The organism is Caballeronia zhejiangensis (genome assembly GCF_022879815.1).
GTDB classification, from domain to species: domain Bacteria; phylum Pseudomonadota; class Gammaproteobacteria; order Burkholderiales; family Burkholderiaceae; genus Caballeronia; species Caballeronia zhejiangensis.
In genome coordinates this window covers 2,843,581-2,858,794 of the sequence record NZ_CP084283.1, presented here as the reverse complement: position 1 = coordinate 2,858,794, position 15,214 = coordinate 2,843,581, and the positions used below count along the sequence as shown (strand labels likewise).

The 15,214-nt window shown below is 63.9% G+C and carries 10 protein-coding genes, 1 tRNA gene and 2 pseudogenes; 6 read left to right on the top strand and 7 right to left on the bottom strand.

Annotated features, from left to right (window positions below):
* Entirely contained in the window at positions 1-1,692 is a 1,692-nt protein-coding gene (locus LDZ23_RS13740; RefSeq protein WP_008352502.1) for a thiamine pyrophosphate-binding protein, read from the bottom strand.
* A 296-nt stretch (positions 1,693-1,988) separates the two neighbouring features.
* On the opposite strand from LDZ23_RS13740, the gene flhF reads away from it, so the two are divergent.
* The 3 genes from flhF to LDZ23_RS13725 are packed head-to-tail and all read left to right on the top strand — an operon-like array spanning position 1,989 to position 5,421.
* On the top strand, positions 1,989-3,761 hold the full coding sequence (flhF, locus tag LDZ23_RS13735; protein WP_008352504.1) for a flagellar biosynthesis GTPase FlhF: 1,773 nt from the start codon (positions 1,989-1,991) through the stop codon (positions 3,759-3,761).
* Positions 3,754-4,671 (top strand): MinD/ParA family ATP-binding protein, encoded by a 918-nt coding sequence (locus LDZ23_RS13730; RefSeq protein WP_008352506.1) that lies wholly within the window; start codon positions 3,754-3,756, stop codon positions 4,669-4,671. The genes flhF and LDZ23_RS13730 overlap by 8 nt, the downstream gene beginning before the upstream one ends.
* An 18-nt stretch (positions 4,672-4,689) precedes the next feature.
* Positions 4,690-5,421: an RNA polymerase sigma factor FliA gene (locus LDZ23_RS13725; RefSeq protein WP_008352509.1), complete on the top strand. Its 732-nt coding sequence runs from the start codon at positions 4,690-4,692 to the stop codon at positions 5,419-5,421.
* Between the two features lie 6 nt (positions 5,422-5,427).
* On the opposite strand, the gene LDZ23_RS13720 is transcribed toward LDZ23_RS13725, so the two are convergent.
* Complete coding sequence (locus LDZ23_RS13720) at positions 5,428-6,522, bottom strand: GGDEF domain-containing protein (protein WP_008352510.1); 1,095 nt, start codon at positions 6,520-6,522, stop codon at positions 5,428-5,430.
* A gap of 212 nt (positions 6,523-6,734) precedes the next feature.
* Here LDZ23_RS13720 and LDZ23_RS13715 point away from each other — a divergent pair, with 212 nt between their 5' ends.
* Positions 6,735-7,724, top strand: a complete 990-nt coding sequence (locus LDZ23_RS13715; RefSeq protein WP_235366256.1) for a Rieske 2Fe-2S domain-containing protein — start codon at positions 6,735-6,737, stop codon at positions 7,722-7,724.
* A gap of 33 nt (positions 7,725-7,757) precedes the next feature.
* On the opposite strand, the gene LDZ23_RS13710 is transcribed toward LDZ23_RS13715, so the two are convergent.
* Positions 7,758-7,833 (bottom strand) — tRNA-Arg (locus tag LDZ23_RS13710).
* Positions 7,834-8,144: 311 nt separating this feature from the next.
* On the opposite strand from LDZ23_RS13710, the gene LDZ23_RS13705 reads away from it, so the two are divergent.
* Positions 8,145-9,032, top strand: coding sequence for a c-type cytochrome (locus tag LDZ23_RS13705; RefSeq protein ID WP_008352512.1), 888 nt, complete (start codon positions 8,145-8,147; stop codon positions 9,030-9,032).
* Between the two features lie 42 nt (positions 9,033-9,074).
* On the opposite strand, the pseudogene LDZ23_RS13700 reads toward LDZ23_RS13705, so the two are convergent.
* From LDZ23_RS13700 to LDZ23_RS13685, 4 genes and pseudogenes are all read right to left on the bottom strand, one after another.
* Positions 9,075-9,833, bottom strand: a pseudogene (locus tag LDZ23_RS13700) (IS4 family transposase); the annotation flags it as partial.
* Between the two features lie 268 nt (positions 9,834-10,101).
* Complete coding sequence (locus LDZ23_RS13695; protein WP_008352514.1) at positions 10,102-11,136, bottom strand: IS110 family RNA-guided transposase; 1,035 nt, start codon at positions 11,134-11,136, stop codon at positions 10,102-10,104.
* A gap of 84 nt (positions 11,137-11,220) precedes the next feature.
* A pseudogene (locus LDZ23_RS13690) lies at positions 11,221-11,796 on the bottom strand (transposase domain-containing protein); the annotation flags it as partial.
* 133 nt (positions 11,797-11,929) lie between these two features.
* Positions 11,930-14,017, bottom strand: a complete 2,088-nt coding sequence (locus LDZ23_RS13685; RefSeq protein ID WP_008352515.1) for a UvrD-helicase domain-containing protein — start codon at positions 14,015-14,017, stop codon at positions 11,930-11,932.
* Positions 14,018-14,170: 153 nt separating this feature from the next.
* Between LDZ23_RS13685 and LDZ23_RS13680 the strand changes: the two genes are divergently transcribed.
* Entirely contained in the window at positions 14,171-15,214 is a 1,044-nt protein-coding gene (locus tag LDZ23_RS13680; protein WP_008352516.1) for an oxidoreductase, read from the top strand.

Genomic DNA, 15,214 nt, shown 5'->3' with positions numbered 1-15,214 from the left:
CTAGCGCTTGCCTTGCTGGCGAATTTGTTCGAGTGTCGCGCCCGGCGTGCTCTGGTCCCGCGGAATGCGAATCTCGATCACCGCGGGCAAGCCGGATTCCCGCGCGCGCTCGAACGCGGGCATGAACTGCTCCGTCGATTCGACCAGCTCGCCATGCGCGCCGAACGCGCGCGCATACGCCGCGAAATCCGGATTCGTGAGCTCCGTCCCGTGCACGCGATTCGGATAATGCCGCTCCTGATGCATGCGGATCGTGCCGTACTGCGCGTTGTTCACGACGATGAAAATCACCGGCAGCCGATACTGCATCGCCGTCGCGAGTTCGTTGCTCGACATCATGAAGCAGCCGTCGCCCGCAAACGCGATCACCGTGCGGTCCGGATACAGCGACTTCGCGGCGATCGCGGCGGGCACGCCGTAGCCCATCGCACCGCTCGTCGGCGCGCACTGCGACCGGAAATGCCGATACGAATAATGCCGATGGAGCCACGTCGCGTAATTGCCCGCGCCGTTCGTCAGGATCGAATCGGCGGGAATCGTCTCGGCGAGCTGACGCATGATTTCGCCGAGCTGCACATCGCCCAACATCGGGCGCGGCTTGCGCCACTCGAGATACGCGGCGTGCGCGGCTTCGGCGCTGCCATCCCATGCAACGCTGGCGGGCGCTTCCAGCGAAGCCAGAAGAGACGCGATCTCCGGCATGCCCGACACGATGGGCAATTCCGCGCTATACACGCGCCCGAGTTCCTCCGCGCCCTGATGCACGTGGATGAGCGTCTGCTTCGTCTTCGGGATATCGAGCAGCGTGTAGCCGCCCGTCGTCGATTCGCCCATGCGCGGGCCGAGCACGAAGAGCACGTCGGCATCGCGCACGCGCGCGGCGAGCGCCGGATTGATCCCGAGGCCGACATCGCCCGCGTAGTTCGGATGGTCGTTGGAGAGCGTGTCCTGAAAGCGGAACGCGCAGCCGACCGGCAGTTTCCACGCTTCCACGAAGCGCGCGAAGTCCTGCGTCGCCTCGGCGGTCCAGCCGCTTCCGCCCGCGATCACGAACGGCTTCTTCGCGTTCGCGAGCAGTTCGCGCAGGCGCTCCATCTGCGCCTTCGACGGCGACGCCGCCACGCGCTGATATCGCGGCGAGGGCGGCACGGCATCGACGGTTTCGGTCAGCATGTCTTCCGGCAGCGCGAGCACGACCGGACCCGGACGGCCGGACATCGCCGTGTGAAACGCGTGGCTCATGTATTCAGGCACGCGGCGCGGATCGTCGATCTGCGCGACCCACTTCGCCATCTGCCCGAACATGCGCCGATAGTCGATTTCCTGAAACGCCTCGCGATCCATGTGATCGCGAGCGCATTGGCCGATGAGCAGGATCATCGGCGTCGAGTCCTGAAACGCGGTGTGCACGCCGATCGACGCGTGCGTCGCGCCCGGCCCGCGCGTCACGATCGCGACGCCCGGCTTGCCGGTGAGCTTGCCGACCGCCTCGGCCATGTTCGCCGCCCCCGCCTCGTGGCGGCAGACGATCGTCTGAATCTGCTCGGTCTCGTCGTGCAGGGAATCGAGCACGGCGAGAAAGCTCTCGCCGGGCACGCAGAACACGCGCTCGACGCCGTGATGGACGAGCGCATCGACGAGCAATCGCGCGCCGGTGGTTTGATCCTGTGAGGAAGGGACAGCGGACGTCATGCGAAGAAGTCTCCTTTGATTGTCCGGCGCGGCTTCGATGCGCGCGGAGCCTAAAGCTTACGCCGCCGCGCCCGCGCGCGGAAACGGGCGAAGCGGAATCTTTTTCCGCGCAAACGCCCGCCCTTGCGATGCACGGCGCGCTTCCATCAGCCGAAATACCCCTTTTTCTCACCCCTTATCCAGCGATGGACAAAGACTCAAGTTCGCAATAATGGCTTCACTGAAAAGCGGACACGGCAACGAGCCAAGTGGGTCCGCTTGCTAAAGATCGCAGTTTCACCTCATCGGGGGCAAGTTTGAACATTCGTAAATTCATCGGCGCGAACAGCCGCGACGCACTGCGCCAGGTTCGTGAAGCGCTCGGCCCCGATGCCATCGTGTTGTCCAATCGCACGCTCGATGACGGCTCGGTCGAGATCGTCGGCGTCGCGGACAGCGACATCGCGTCGATCTCGCCCGCCGCGAAGGAACAGGCAGCACGTTCGGCGGGCACGTCGCGCGCCGCGCTGGCCGCCGCTGCAGCCGCGATGCCGGCGAAGCAGCCGGCCGCGAATCCGTACGCGAGCGGCGATGTGTTCTCGTCCGTCTTCGGCGCGAACACCGATGCGGACGATGAATTTCACGCCGAGCCGGAAGCTCGCGCAGAAGACGACACGCCGCCGACGATGGCCGATTCCAATCCGTGGCTGATCGAGCATGCGAAGCGCATCGCGCAGCAGGCGTCGATGCCGTCGAACCGTCCGCTGACCGCGTCGGCTGCGATCGCACGCGGCATGGGCGTGCCGGTCCCGGTGACTGCGCAAGAGACGCGCGTCGAAAAGACGGCGGACTCGGCCCGCTACGCCATGCGTCAGCAAACGAAGCGCGCGGAAGCCGCCGTCGAGCCGAAGGTCCAAACGCCCGACTGGGCACGCGAAGCCGCGCAAATCGCCGCGCGCCGCGCCGCGCAGAAGATCAACGCGAGCGCGCCGCACGCCGAAGCAGCCGAGGCGAACGCCGCGCCGGCATCGAAGGAACACGCATTCGATGGCTTGCCCGCGAACGCGGCGGCCGTCGTTACCGAAGCGATCCGCACGCGCATGGAGCAGGTCGTCAACGAAACGGTGATGAACGAGCTTTCGTCGATGCGCTCGATGATGGAAGAGCACTTCTCCGGTCTCATGTGGGGCGAGCGCCAGCGCCGCAACCCGACGGGTGGCGCGCTCACGAAGCGTTTGTTCGCCGCCGGTTTCTCGGCGCAGCTCGTCCGCATGATGGTGGACAACATGCCGGAACTCGAGAGCGTCGAAGGCGCGCTCGAGTGGGTGCAGCAGGTGCTCGAATCGAACATTCCGGTGATGGACAGCGAAGACGCGCTGATGGAACGCGGCGGCGTGTTCGCACTGATGGGCCCGACTGGCGTCGGCAAGACGACCACGACGGCCAAGCTCGCCGCGCGCTGCGTGATGCGCTTCGGCGCAAGCAAGGTCGCGCTGCTCACGACCGACAGCTACCGTATCGGCGCGCACGAGCAACTGCGCATTTTCGGCAAGATTCTCGGTGTGTCGGTTCACGCGGTGAAAGACGGCGCGGACCTGCAACTCGCGCTTTCGGAACTCCGCAACAAACATATCGTGCTGATCGACACGATCGGCATGAGCCAGCGCGATCGCATGGTCTCGGATCAGATCGCGATGCTGTGCGGCGCGGGTCATCCGGTGCAGCGCATCCTGCTGCTCAACGCGACGAGCCACGGCGACACGCTCAACGAAGTCGTGCAGGCCTACAAGAGCGCGGCGGACCAGCCGCCGCTCGCGGGCTGCATCCTGACCAAGCTCGACGAAGCGACGAATCTCGGCGGCGTGCTCGATACGGTCATCCGCTACAAGCTGCCGGTGCATTACGTGTCGACCGGTCAGAAAGTGCCGGAGAACCTGTACGTCGCGACCAAGCGGTTTCTCATCAAGAGCGCGTTCTGCATCCCGCGCGACAACTCGCCCTTCGTGCCGCAAGACGAAGAAACGCCTGCGCTGCTGTCCGCGTTGTCCGCGCGCGCCACGACCGAACTGCATGAGGTGCACTTTGGATAAGTTCGTGCTCGACCAGGCGGAAGGCCTGCGACGGCTCCTTACGCGCGCCGGTTCGCGCGTGGTGGCGGTCGCGGGCGGACCGGCGGGCATCGGATGCACGTCGGCGGTGGTGAATCTCGGCGCGGCGCTTTCCATCCACGGCAAGGACGTGCTCGTGATCGACGAGCACCGCAACGCGGGATCGGTGAGCCGTCTCGTGGGCACCGAAGACGCGGGCGCGCTCGCCTCGGTGATGTCGGGCCGGCGCATGCTCGGCGATGCCGTCGAGCGCACGCCGTTCGGCTTCTCGCTGATGGCCGCGCCGCGCGACGAACGCATCGTTCACGATGCCGCGCAATGCCGCGCGCTGCTCGACGGTCCGGCGGACATCGTGCTGATCGATGCGCAACTCGATCGCCACGGCGCGCTGTCGACGCTCGCGGCGCAGGCGCATGACTTTCTTATTGTGACGCGGGTAGCCGCGTCGGCGATCACCGAGGCGTATGCGTGCATGAAACGACTGCACTACGCCCATGCGATCGGCCAGTTCCGCGTGCTCGTCAATCACGTGCAGAACCCGGCCGACGCGGCGGTCGCGTTCGACAACCTGTCGGGCGTCGCGAGCCGGTATCTGGCCGTGTCGCTCGTGCAGGCGGGATATGTGTCCGAGGATGCGCGCGTCGCTCGGGCGATGGAACTCTCACGCTGCGCAGTCGAAGCGTTCCCGGCCACGGCCGCGGCGCGCGACTACCGCGCAATCGCGGCGGAGCTCCTGCACTGGCCGATGCGCCCCGCGCCTTATATGCGCGATGCGGGCGGCCAGGCCGACGCGCGAAATCCGGTTAGCGACTCTGTACAGGGCGCGCGGGAGGCGTCGCATCGTGCGGCTGCGCTTCACGACTTTGCATTGAGCAGCACGGCGTCGATGTGATCAAGATAGGTGACCAAGATGTATAACGCCCAAGGCAAACTCTCACAGTCGGAAGTGCTGACGAAATACGCACCGCTCGTTCGACGGCTGGGGCTCCAACTCGTCGCCAAGATGCCGGCGAGCGTCGATCTCGACGATCTCATTCAGGCCGGCATGATCGGCCTGCTGGACGCGGCGAGCCGCTACAAGGAAGATCAGGGCGCGCAGTTCGAAACATATGCGAGCCAGCGCATCCGCGGCGCGATGCTGGATGAGCTCCGCGCGAACGACTGGCTGCCGCGCAGCATGCGCAAGACGTCGCGCGAAGTGGAATCGGCGGTGCACAAGGTCGAGCAGAACCTCGGCCGCGCGGCGAGCGAGCAGGAAATCGCCGAGCACATGAAGATGCCGCTCGACGAATATCAGTCGATGCTTCAGGACTTGCACGGCAGCCAGTTGATCTATTACGAAGACTTCGATCGCTCCGCCGACGACGAGCCGTTCCTCGACCGCTATTGCGTCGATCGTTCGGATCCGCTGTCCGCGCTGCTCGACGACAGCCTTCGCGGCGCGCTGATCGAAGCCATCGACAAGCTGCCCGAGCGCGAGAAGCTCCTGATGAGCCTCTATTACGAACGCGGCCTGAACCTGCGCGAAATCGGCGCGGTGATGGAAGTGAGCGAGTCGCGCGTGTGTCAGTTGCACAGCCAAGCGGTCGCGCGTCTGCGCACGAAGCTGCGCGAGCAGGCGTGGACGAGCGTCGAGGCCTGACGTTCCCTAGCTGATCTCGAAGTCCCGCGTCTCGGCGAAGACCGTTTTCCCTTCGCCGAGACTTTTCGCGCGGTACATCGCGCGGTCGGCGGCGCGCAGCACGGCGGTCATGCCGGTTTGATGCGCGGACGCCGCGCTCGAAAGCAGGCATGCGCCGATGCTCGCCGATACCGACACCGGCCGCTCCTGCACCGACGTAATTTCGCCGAGCGCCGAATGGATGTTGTCGGCCACCGACAACACGGCGTCGCGGTCGCGCATCTGATGCGCGAGCACGACGAACTCGTCGCCGCCCAGACGCGCGATGGTGTCCGACTTGCGCATGCGCTTCGCGAGCGAGTCCGCGAAGGCTTGCAGCAGCAGATCGCCGACGGCGTGACCGTAGGTATCGTTCACTTCCTTGAAGCCGTCGAGATCGATCAGAAGGAGCGCGGTGGCGTGATCGCCATTGGCTTCGGGCGCGTTCATCGCGCGATCGACGACTCTTTCCAGCGCGTACCGGTTCGACAGACCCGTGAGCGGATCGGTCGATGCCTGACGCGCTAGATCGCGATTCGCGTTGCCGAGCCGATCGACGAGCACGCTCAGATACACCGATGCGCCGAGTACGCTCAGCGCGAGCCCGATCGCGGCGGGAAGATTCTCGTGCCACCACGGCTGCCAGACGGCCATCGCCGTGACGATGATGAGCGCCGTCGCGCACGATACGGCGAGCGTGCGCTTGCCGTATCGGCATCCCGAACCGATCAGAAACCAGAACATCACCCAGAGAAGCGGCAGCGCCGTTGCGCCGCCCGCGGCGAGCGCGAGCCCGAGGATCGTCTGATCGGCGATGGTCGTGACGGTCAGGCGCGCAACAGAAGGCGCGCTCATGCGGCTGACGATCAGAAGCGTGATCGCCCCATAAGACACATAGAGCGCGACGAGGCGCGTGGTCAGGAAGGCATCGTGTGAAGGGCGGAGCCACGCGAAAACGCCGTAAGCCAGAAGAACCACCGCTCCCATCCAGACCCGCAGCGTGGCCTGCTCGCGTTCCGGATTCCGGTGTTCGGACCATGCGAAGGCATAAGTCCGGCGTGCCGGTTGATGCGCCTGCTCCATACTGAACCCCTGGATGGTGATTTCTTTCTTTTATCTTGCTGCCAAGTACTGCGGCCCCGTCGCATGGCATCGGCTGAATGGAGTGGTATCGAGTTGCACCGAGCGAGCGATCCGCTATTTTGCAACGTTTTGCGAAGACGCTGTGTTTCGTGTAAGAACAGCTTAAGAACGTCCATTTCTCATTCACGGCGATGCGCGACGAATCCATTTCTTTGGCTGCCGAATGGCTGCCCGTTTGCAATAGCGAAGACGTACCGGAAGGCGGCGCGCGCGGATTCATCGTGGCCGATGAGCGGATCGTCGTGTGGCGGGACAGCATCGGCGCGGCGCATGCGTGGCGCGATTACTGTCCGCATCGGGGCGCGCAGTTGTCGCTCGGGCATGTGATGCGCGATCAGATCGTGTGTCCGTATCACGGCTGGAGTTACGACATCGAAGGACAGTGTTTGCGGATTCCGTCGAATCCTTCATTGCGTCCGTCGAAGCGCGCGTGCGCGACGACTTTCGTTTGCGAAGAGAAGTACGGCGTTATCTGGATGTGTTTCGGCGAGCCTGCGTATGCGCTCGATTTCTTTCCCGAAGCCGCGATTCCCGGTGGCCGGCGCATCAATCTCGCGCCGCAGACGGTGAGGTCGTCGGCGCCGCGCGTCGTCGAGAATTTTCTGGACATGGCGCATTTCTCGTTCGTGCATGCGGGGATTCTGGGCGAGGACACGCATACGGAAGTGCCCGATTACGAAGTCGTCGCGAGCGATGAAGGTCTGGAAGCGCGGCAATGCCGATACTGGCAACCGGCGGGAATGCCGGGGCAGGGCGGCGGCGCGATGATCGATTATGTGTATCGCGTGAAGCGGCCTTTGATCGCGAAGCTGACGAAGATGGCGTCGGGCGGGCAGGGCGCGCTGCATATCATGCTGGCGGCGTCGCCGGTGACGCAGACAGAGACGCGCGCGTGGCTCGTCTCGATTCACGAGGATGATTCGACGCATTCCGATCGCGAGTTATACGACTTCAATATGGAGATTTTGATGCAGGACACGCCGGTGGTGGAGTCGCAATGGCCGCAGCGCTTGCCGCTCGATCTCGATGCGGAGTTGCATCAGAAGTGCGATCGGATGGCGGTGGCTTATAGGAGGTGGTTGGCGGGGATGGGGTTTGGTTGGGGGACGACGACGGCGAATCGCGACGGCGGACTCGAGTAGTTTCGACTGCGACGGCTGTCGAGTGGAAACGCTTGGCGCGCCCGGCTGGGATCGAACCAGCAACCCCTGCCTTCGGAGGGCAGTACTCTATCCATTGAGCTACGGGCGCATCGGAGAAGGGCTTGCGGAAGAACTACACACGCCGTAAGACGGCTGCAAGGCCCATGCGAATCCGAGAGGATACCTGTTTTCCGTGACGCCGTCCATCGTGCGGGACCGGACGCCCTGCGCGGAACGAGTCACAAAGCATCACACGATTCGGGTAAACGCCCGCTTCACCGCCCCGGCCACCCCGCGCCGACAGTTAAGCGTTCCGTCTATAATCGACCGTGCCTTCCCCAAGGCGCGCCTAGCGCACTGCCGTAGCTGTCACGCTGTCACTGAACCGACTCACACCAAAAAACGGGAGACGAGACAAGCATGAGCGAAGCACCCCACGGAGCCCCGATCAAGACACCCGGCCAACTCATCGCCGCGGTCATCGCGGGATTCGGCATCCCGGTCGCCATCATCATCCTGCTCGCGGTGTACGTGAACAATTCCACGCGCACCGGCGCCGGCACGGACATCGAGCAGTCGGTCAACGCGCGCATCGCGCCCGCCGCACAAGTCGATGTCCGCGACGCCAACGCGCCGCGCGTCTACAAGTCCGGCGAGGAAGTCTTCAAGGCCGTGTGCTCGGCCTGTCACGCGACAGGCACCGCCGGCGCGCCCAAGTTCGGCGATGCCGGCGCATGGGCCCCGCGCATCGGCGAAGGTTACGACACGCTGCTGCACAACGCGCTCAACGGCAAGGGCGGCATGCCCGCGCGCGGCGGCACCAGCCCCGACGATTACTCCGACTTCGAAATCGCGCGCGCGGTCGTCTATATGGCGAACGGCAGCGGCGGCAAGCTCGCGGAACCGGCGCAACCGGCATCGGGCGCCGCGGCTGCATCGAGCGCGGCAGCGCCCGCCGCAGCCAGTTCGAACGAAAATGCTCAGGCCGCCGCAGCGGTCGCGGCGCTCGCATCGGTGCCGGCGGTTGCATCGGCGGCGCCGGCCGCGGGCGCGCAAAGCGCCGACGCCGCTCAGGCGGGCAAGGCGCTCTACGAGCAGGTCTGTCAGGCGTGTCACGCGGCGGGCGTGCTCGGCGCGCCGAAGTTCGGCGACAAGGCCGCGTGGGCGCCGCGCCTGAAAGAGCCGATGGACACCGTCTACAACTACGCGCTGCACGGCAAGGGCGCGATGCCGCCAAAGGGCGGATCGAACGCATCGGATGCAGATGTGAAAGCCGCCGTCGATTACATGGCGAACGCGGCGAAGTAAGCGAAAACCCTGCGCGAGCGGCCGCGCGAGCGGTAATGCCGTTCAGTTAAGGTCTTTTCTTAGATAGCGAACGGTGTACCGTTTAGGGCGGGATTTGACGACCCGGTCGCATGTGCGTCCGGGTCGTTTTTCGTTGCGCATAGACTTGAGCCTTTCGCGCAGACGCTGAAGGCAGGCGGGTAATTTTGCAAACGCCGGCGTGAGGGCCGCCCACATCATCTCGTGCTGGATCGTGTGAAGCGCTCGCACGAAGCTGATATCAGTCGGAGCAAGTTTCGCTTCTCGCGCGGCGCTCGCGATCTCACGTCGAATCAGGTTGTAGGCGATCAACGCGCCCCATATCTCCTGATAGACCCCTGCGACGGTGCGGCTGCGCAAGGTCAATTCCGAACCCAGCATCGATTGTTTGAGCTCGGCGTAACTGGTTTCGATCTGCCAGCGGCGCTCATAACAGGCGACGATATCAGCGGGCTTGAAGCGTCGGCGATCGATCAGCGAAGTCAGCAGCACGCGTTCGCGTCCGCGCGCGTCGATGGCACGGATCGCCCGCGCGCTCCAGAATTCGGGCAAAGCCGGACATTTCTGGCGCGCCTGCGGCGACACACGCATGCGCACCATCGCATCGTCAGCGCTACCCGAGACGACTTCCCAGCAGGTGTTGGCTTTGGCTGGAATCAGGAAGTGGCGATTGCGCGCGTTCATCGTCAGGCCACACAGGATTTCCGCGGCCAGAAAGCCTTTGTCGAACACCGTCAGTGAGTCTTCCGGGATCTGCGCCAGCAGGCTTTTGGCGTACACCATGCATGGACGCCCCCGGCTTGCCAAGCTCTCATTTGTGACGGAAGGCAGGTAATGATTGCAGCCATGCATCCGGACTTCGCTGTCCGGCGCACGAGCCGGCGGTCCCTAATGGAATGCGCTGGCCGGACTCTCATCATTTCGGCGTGCTCTTGCGCACGCTGGTGTACCCAGAATTTCCCGGCCACGGTCTGACCTGTCTTGCCATCACGTCATGATTGCCTGAGCAATCGGCTGTAGTGTCTTGCTGGTAGTTACGCGTTAAGCATGGTTACGCAGTCGCTAAGGGCGCGTGGTAATCAGGGTGAAACTCGCGGCCGTGGACCAGTAGCGCCCAGACGATCCTCGCGTTCTTGTTCGCGAGCGCGACCACCGCGACATTCGCGTTTCGCCGCTGTAGCAGGCCATTCAGCCACCCGTTCTTGCACTCCTTGCGTTTGGCAATCTGCAGCAGAGAACGCGCGCCGTGAATCAGCAAAGTTCGCAGGTAGGTGTCACCGCGCTTACTGATACCCAGCAGCACGTTCTTGCCGCCGCTGGAGTTTTGTCGGGGTACCAGACCGAGCCACGCTGCAAGTTGCCGGGCACTCCTGAAGCTCTTTGCGTCGCCGACGGACGCGACGAGCGCGCTCGCGGTAAGTGGCCCGATGCCGGGGACACGCGCGAGCCGTCGACTCGTTTCGTCACTGCGGTGCCAGGTCTGAATCTGCGCCTCGAGCTCCCGGACTTGCCGGCCAAGCTCATTCAGGTGGTCCATCAGGCGCTGGATGAGCAATCGAAACGAGCCAGTTAGTTCGTTCTCGGCATCTTCGATCAGCTCGGGTACTTGACGCTCGATATGCCCGATTCCCGTAGGAATAACGATCCCGAATTCCGCGAGCAGTCCGCGAATCTGGTTGGCCTGCGCGGTGCGCGCCCGCACAAAACCCTGGCGTACGCGATGCAGCGACAACACCGATTGCTGCTCGATGCTCTTGACCGGCACGAAACGCATGTTCGGGCGCGCGACCGCCTCGCAGATTGCTTCAGCATCCGCCGCGTCATTCTTGTTCGTCTTGACGTAAGGTTTGACAAACTGAGGTGCGATCAGTCGTACCGTATGACCCATGGCCTGCAGCTTGCGAGCCCAGTAGTGCGCGCCGGCGCATGCCTCCAATCCGATCACGCAGGCAGGGAGGTTGGCGAAGAACTCCGCGACATGATTTCGCTTGAGCACTTTCTTCAACACGGTTCGGCCATGCTCATTTACACCATGAACGGCAAAAACGTTCTTCGCCAGATCGATGCCAACTGTCGTAATCTTCATGATGGGCGCTCCCCTCGGTCAGGTGGTTGCTTCGACACTTCCACTTTGGCACATTGATGCCGTTTCGAGTGGGGGCGTCCATCCCATTATTTCGTTGGTGTCGTAGCGACCGAAATTGATATCGGCGATCAGGTGCGTCGGAATGGCGGTGAGCGTCACGGCGCGCACCTGCGGATAACTCGCCACCTTGCCGCTGGCATAGCCCTGCGCGCCAAAGTGCTCGCGGTTGGCCGCGCTGTCCGGGGTGCGCAGTGTGGTGCCATCCATTGCCCACAGACTTAAGCCCTTGAACGCATGGTGGGCCGCGTCCTGAGTCGTCCACGCTCGCGCGGTCTGTTCAAACAGCCACGCCATCGGCGCTTCGCCAACGCGTTGGCGCGCCTGCGCCGCAGCGCTCTTGCTGACAAACGGGGCGGCCTCGTTGGGCAAGGCCAGATCGAGGCTGTCAAGGACCTCGCTGATCGACCAGTGACGGTACATCGCCAGCGCAATGACCAGCCACACCACCTGCTCGGCCGGAAGGCGACGGCGCCGGATGCTCGCCGTGCCGGTCGCCTGGACTGCGCGTTCGATCCACTCGAAGGGCAGATGCTCGGCCAACCGTCGCAGATCGGCCGGCTCCTGTGCTTCGATCAGGTACGTGAGGTGGTTGGCAAGCATCGCACCGAGAAGTTAACAGCCCGGCGCTCCGTTTACAACCACTTCTCGCTCCACAAACAAAAATGCCGTTCAGCGCTAACTGAACGGCATTACCGCGCGAGCGGGGTTTTTCATCAGCAAGACGGCAAACCGTTCACGTCTTCTGCAACATCGCCTTGAGCATCGCCATGCGATCTTTCGGCGACAAAGGCGCTTCTTCGGCCGTCGGCGGCGGCGCATCGTCGAGCAGCATCTCTGGGATGAACCGCGACGGCTCGCACACCACCGTCTCCCGCGCGCGCTTTCTCTTCTTGCACCAGTTCAGATGCAGACTGCGCTGCGCCCGCGTGATCGCGACATACATCAGCCGGCGCTCTTCCTCGATGCGCGAATCGTCGACGGGCGCGTCGTCGTCCGAACTGCCGCGATGCGGCATGATGCCTTCCTCGACGCCCACCAGAAAGACGTGTGGATACTCCAGCCCCTTCGACGCATGCACCGTCGACAGGCGCACTGCATCCGGGTCTTCTTCCTTGCCTTCGAGCATCGACATCAGCGCGACGGTCTGGATCAGGCCGAGCAGGTTCTTGCCTTCATCGGCGAAACCGTCGGCGGTGTCGAAACCGGTCTGCTCCGCGCCCGGCGCGGCTTCCGGCTTCGTGCCCTTGCGCTTCAGCCATTCGAGAAATTCGAGCACGTTCTGCCATTTCGACTGCGCCTGGCGCTCGTCGTACGCGTCATAGAGATACGACTCGTAGTGGATGGCTTCCATCATGTCGTCGAGAACTTCGGTCGCGGGATCGCGCGCGGCGCGGTCCGACAGACGCCGGATCCATTCGCAGAACGTGCGCAGCGGCTCGACCTGCCGCGCCGACAGACGCGCCTCGATGCCGCCCATGAACACCGCCTCGAACAGCGACACCTTCGCCGCGCCCGCGAATGCGCCGAGCGCTTCGAGCGTCGTGTTGCCGACACCGCGTCGCGGCGTGGTGATCGCGCGGATGAAAGCGGGATCGTCGTCGGGATTGGCGATCAGCCGCAGATACGCGATCAGATCCTTGATCTCGGCCTTGTCGAAGAACGATTGCCCGCCCGAGAGCACATAAGGAATGCGCTCCCGCCGCAACACCTGTTCGAAGATGCGCGCCTGAAAGTTGCCGCGATAGAGAATCGCGTAATCGCGAAATTGCGTGCGCCGCTCGAACTTGTGCGCCGACAAGCGAAACACGACGGATTCCGCCTCGTGCTCTTCGTCGTTGCAGCCGGTGACGGTGATCGTGTCGCCCATGCCGTGCTCGGACCAGAGCTTCTTCTCGAACAGCTTCGGATTGTTGGCGATGACGTTGTTCGCCGCCGTCAGAATCCGCACCGTCGAGCGATAGTTCTGCTCCAGCTTGATGACATGCAGCTTCGGGAAATCCTTGCCGAGCTGCGCGAGATTTTCGATGGTCGCGCCGCGCCAGCCGTAGATCGCCTGGTCATCGTCGCCGACGGCCGTGAACGCGGCGCGCGGACCGGCCAGCAGCTTCACGAGTTCATACTGGCACGCGTTCGTGTCCTGATATTCGTCGATCAGCAGATAGCGCAGGCGGTTCTGCCACTTGTCGCGCACCTGCTCGTTCTCCGCGAAAAGCTGCGCGGGACGCAGGATCAGATCGTCGAAATCGAGCGCCTGATACGCGTGCAGCGTCGCGGCGTAACTCCGATAGACGATCGCCGCCTGATGCTCGTCCTCGTTGCTCGCGAGCACGGACGCCTGATCGGGCGAAACCATCGCGTTCTTCCACAGCGAGATGATCGACTGGATCTTGCGGATCAGGCCTTTGTCCGTCGTGCCGAGCTGTTCCTGAACCATGCCGAAGCAATCGTCGGAATCCATGATCGAGAACTGCGGCTTGAGTCCGACGTGTTCCGCTTCCTGCCGCATGATCTGCACGCCGAGCGAGTGGAACGTGCAAATCGTCAACTGATTGACGGGAATCTTGCGGCCTTCCTTGCCGGGCGTCGTGAGCGTCTTGCCTTCGAGGAGCTTGGCCGTGCGCTCCCGCATTTCGAGCGCGGCCTTGTTCGTGAAGGTGAGCGCGGCGATGTGCTTCGGCTCGAAGCCGCGCCCTTCGATCAGATGCGCGATCTTCTGCGTGATGACGCGCGTCTTGCCGCTGCCCGCGCCGGCGAGCACGAGACAGGGACCATCGAGATAGCGCACGGCTTCGCTTTGCGCGGCGTTCAGACCAGCGGACATCGTTTTGGCTTTGGAGTTTGGGCGCGCCTGGCTGTGACTTGCGCGAAGGAGAGCGCGATGTTAACACGATAGAGGCGACGATAGAGGCGGCGCGGTTCCGGCCCCTGTTCGTGCCACAATATCCGGTCAATTCAACGACAGGACGATGCCCGCATGGACACAGCACTCAAAGTCGGCGTAATGGGCTACGGCCTCGCCGGCGCGACGTTTCACGCGCCCGTCATCGAGCACTGCGGCCGCGCCGAAGTCACGGCCATCGCCACGTCGCAGGCCGAGCGCGCGCAGGCCGATTATCCGAACGCGCGGATCGTCGCGGATTTCGACGCGCTGCTCGCCATCGACGAACTCCAGTGCGTCGTCGTCGCGACGCCGAACGACACGCACTTCGATCTCGCGCATCGGGCGCTGTCGGCGGGCAAACACGTGGTCGTCGACAAACCGGTGACGCTTTCGTCGCGCGACGCCCGCACGCTCGCCGATCTCGCGCAGCAGAAAGGGCTCGTGTTCGCGCCGTTTCACAACCGTCGCTGGGACGGCGATTTCATGACGGTGCGCGCGCTCATCGAAAGCGGACGGCTCGGGCGCATCACGCATTACGAATCGCATTTCGACCGTTTCCGCCCGAAAGTGCCGCAGCGCTGGCGCGAGGAAGCGGAGCGCGGCGGCGGCCTGCTGTTCGATCTGGGGCCGCATCTGATCGATCAGGCGCTGACGCTCTTCGGCGCGCCGCAAACGGTGACGGCGTTCGTGAAGGCGCATCGCGACCACGCGCACGCGCCGGACTACGTGCATCTCGTGCTCGGTTACGCCGACAAGGAAGTAATCCTGCACGCGAGCGCGCTCGCGGCGCTGGAGCCGCCGCGTTTCGCGATCCACGGCACGCGCGGCAGTTATGTGAAGAACGGGCTCGATACGCAGGAAGATCAGTTGCGTTCGGGGATGCGCCCGGGCAATCCGGAGTTCGCGAAGAATCCGCCGGGCACGTTGCGCGAGGTCGATGGCGATCTCGATCTGCGTCACGAATTCGCCACGAGAGATGGCGCGTACGTCGAGTTTTATCGTGCGCTGGCGGCGGCGATTCTGGATGGCAAGCCGTTTCCGGTTTCGCCGCAGGACGCAGTCGACACGATGACGATCATCGAACTCGCGATGCAGAGCGAGCAAGAAGGGCGGCGCGTGCCCTTCGCGCGCGGCTGA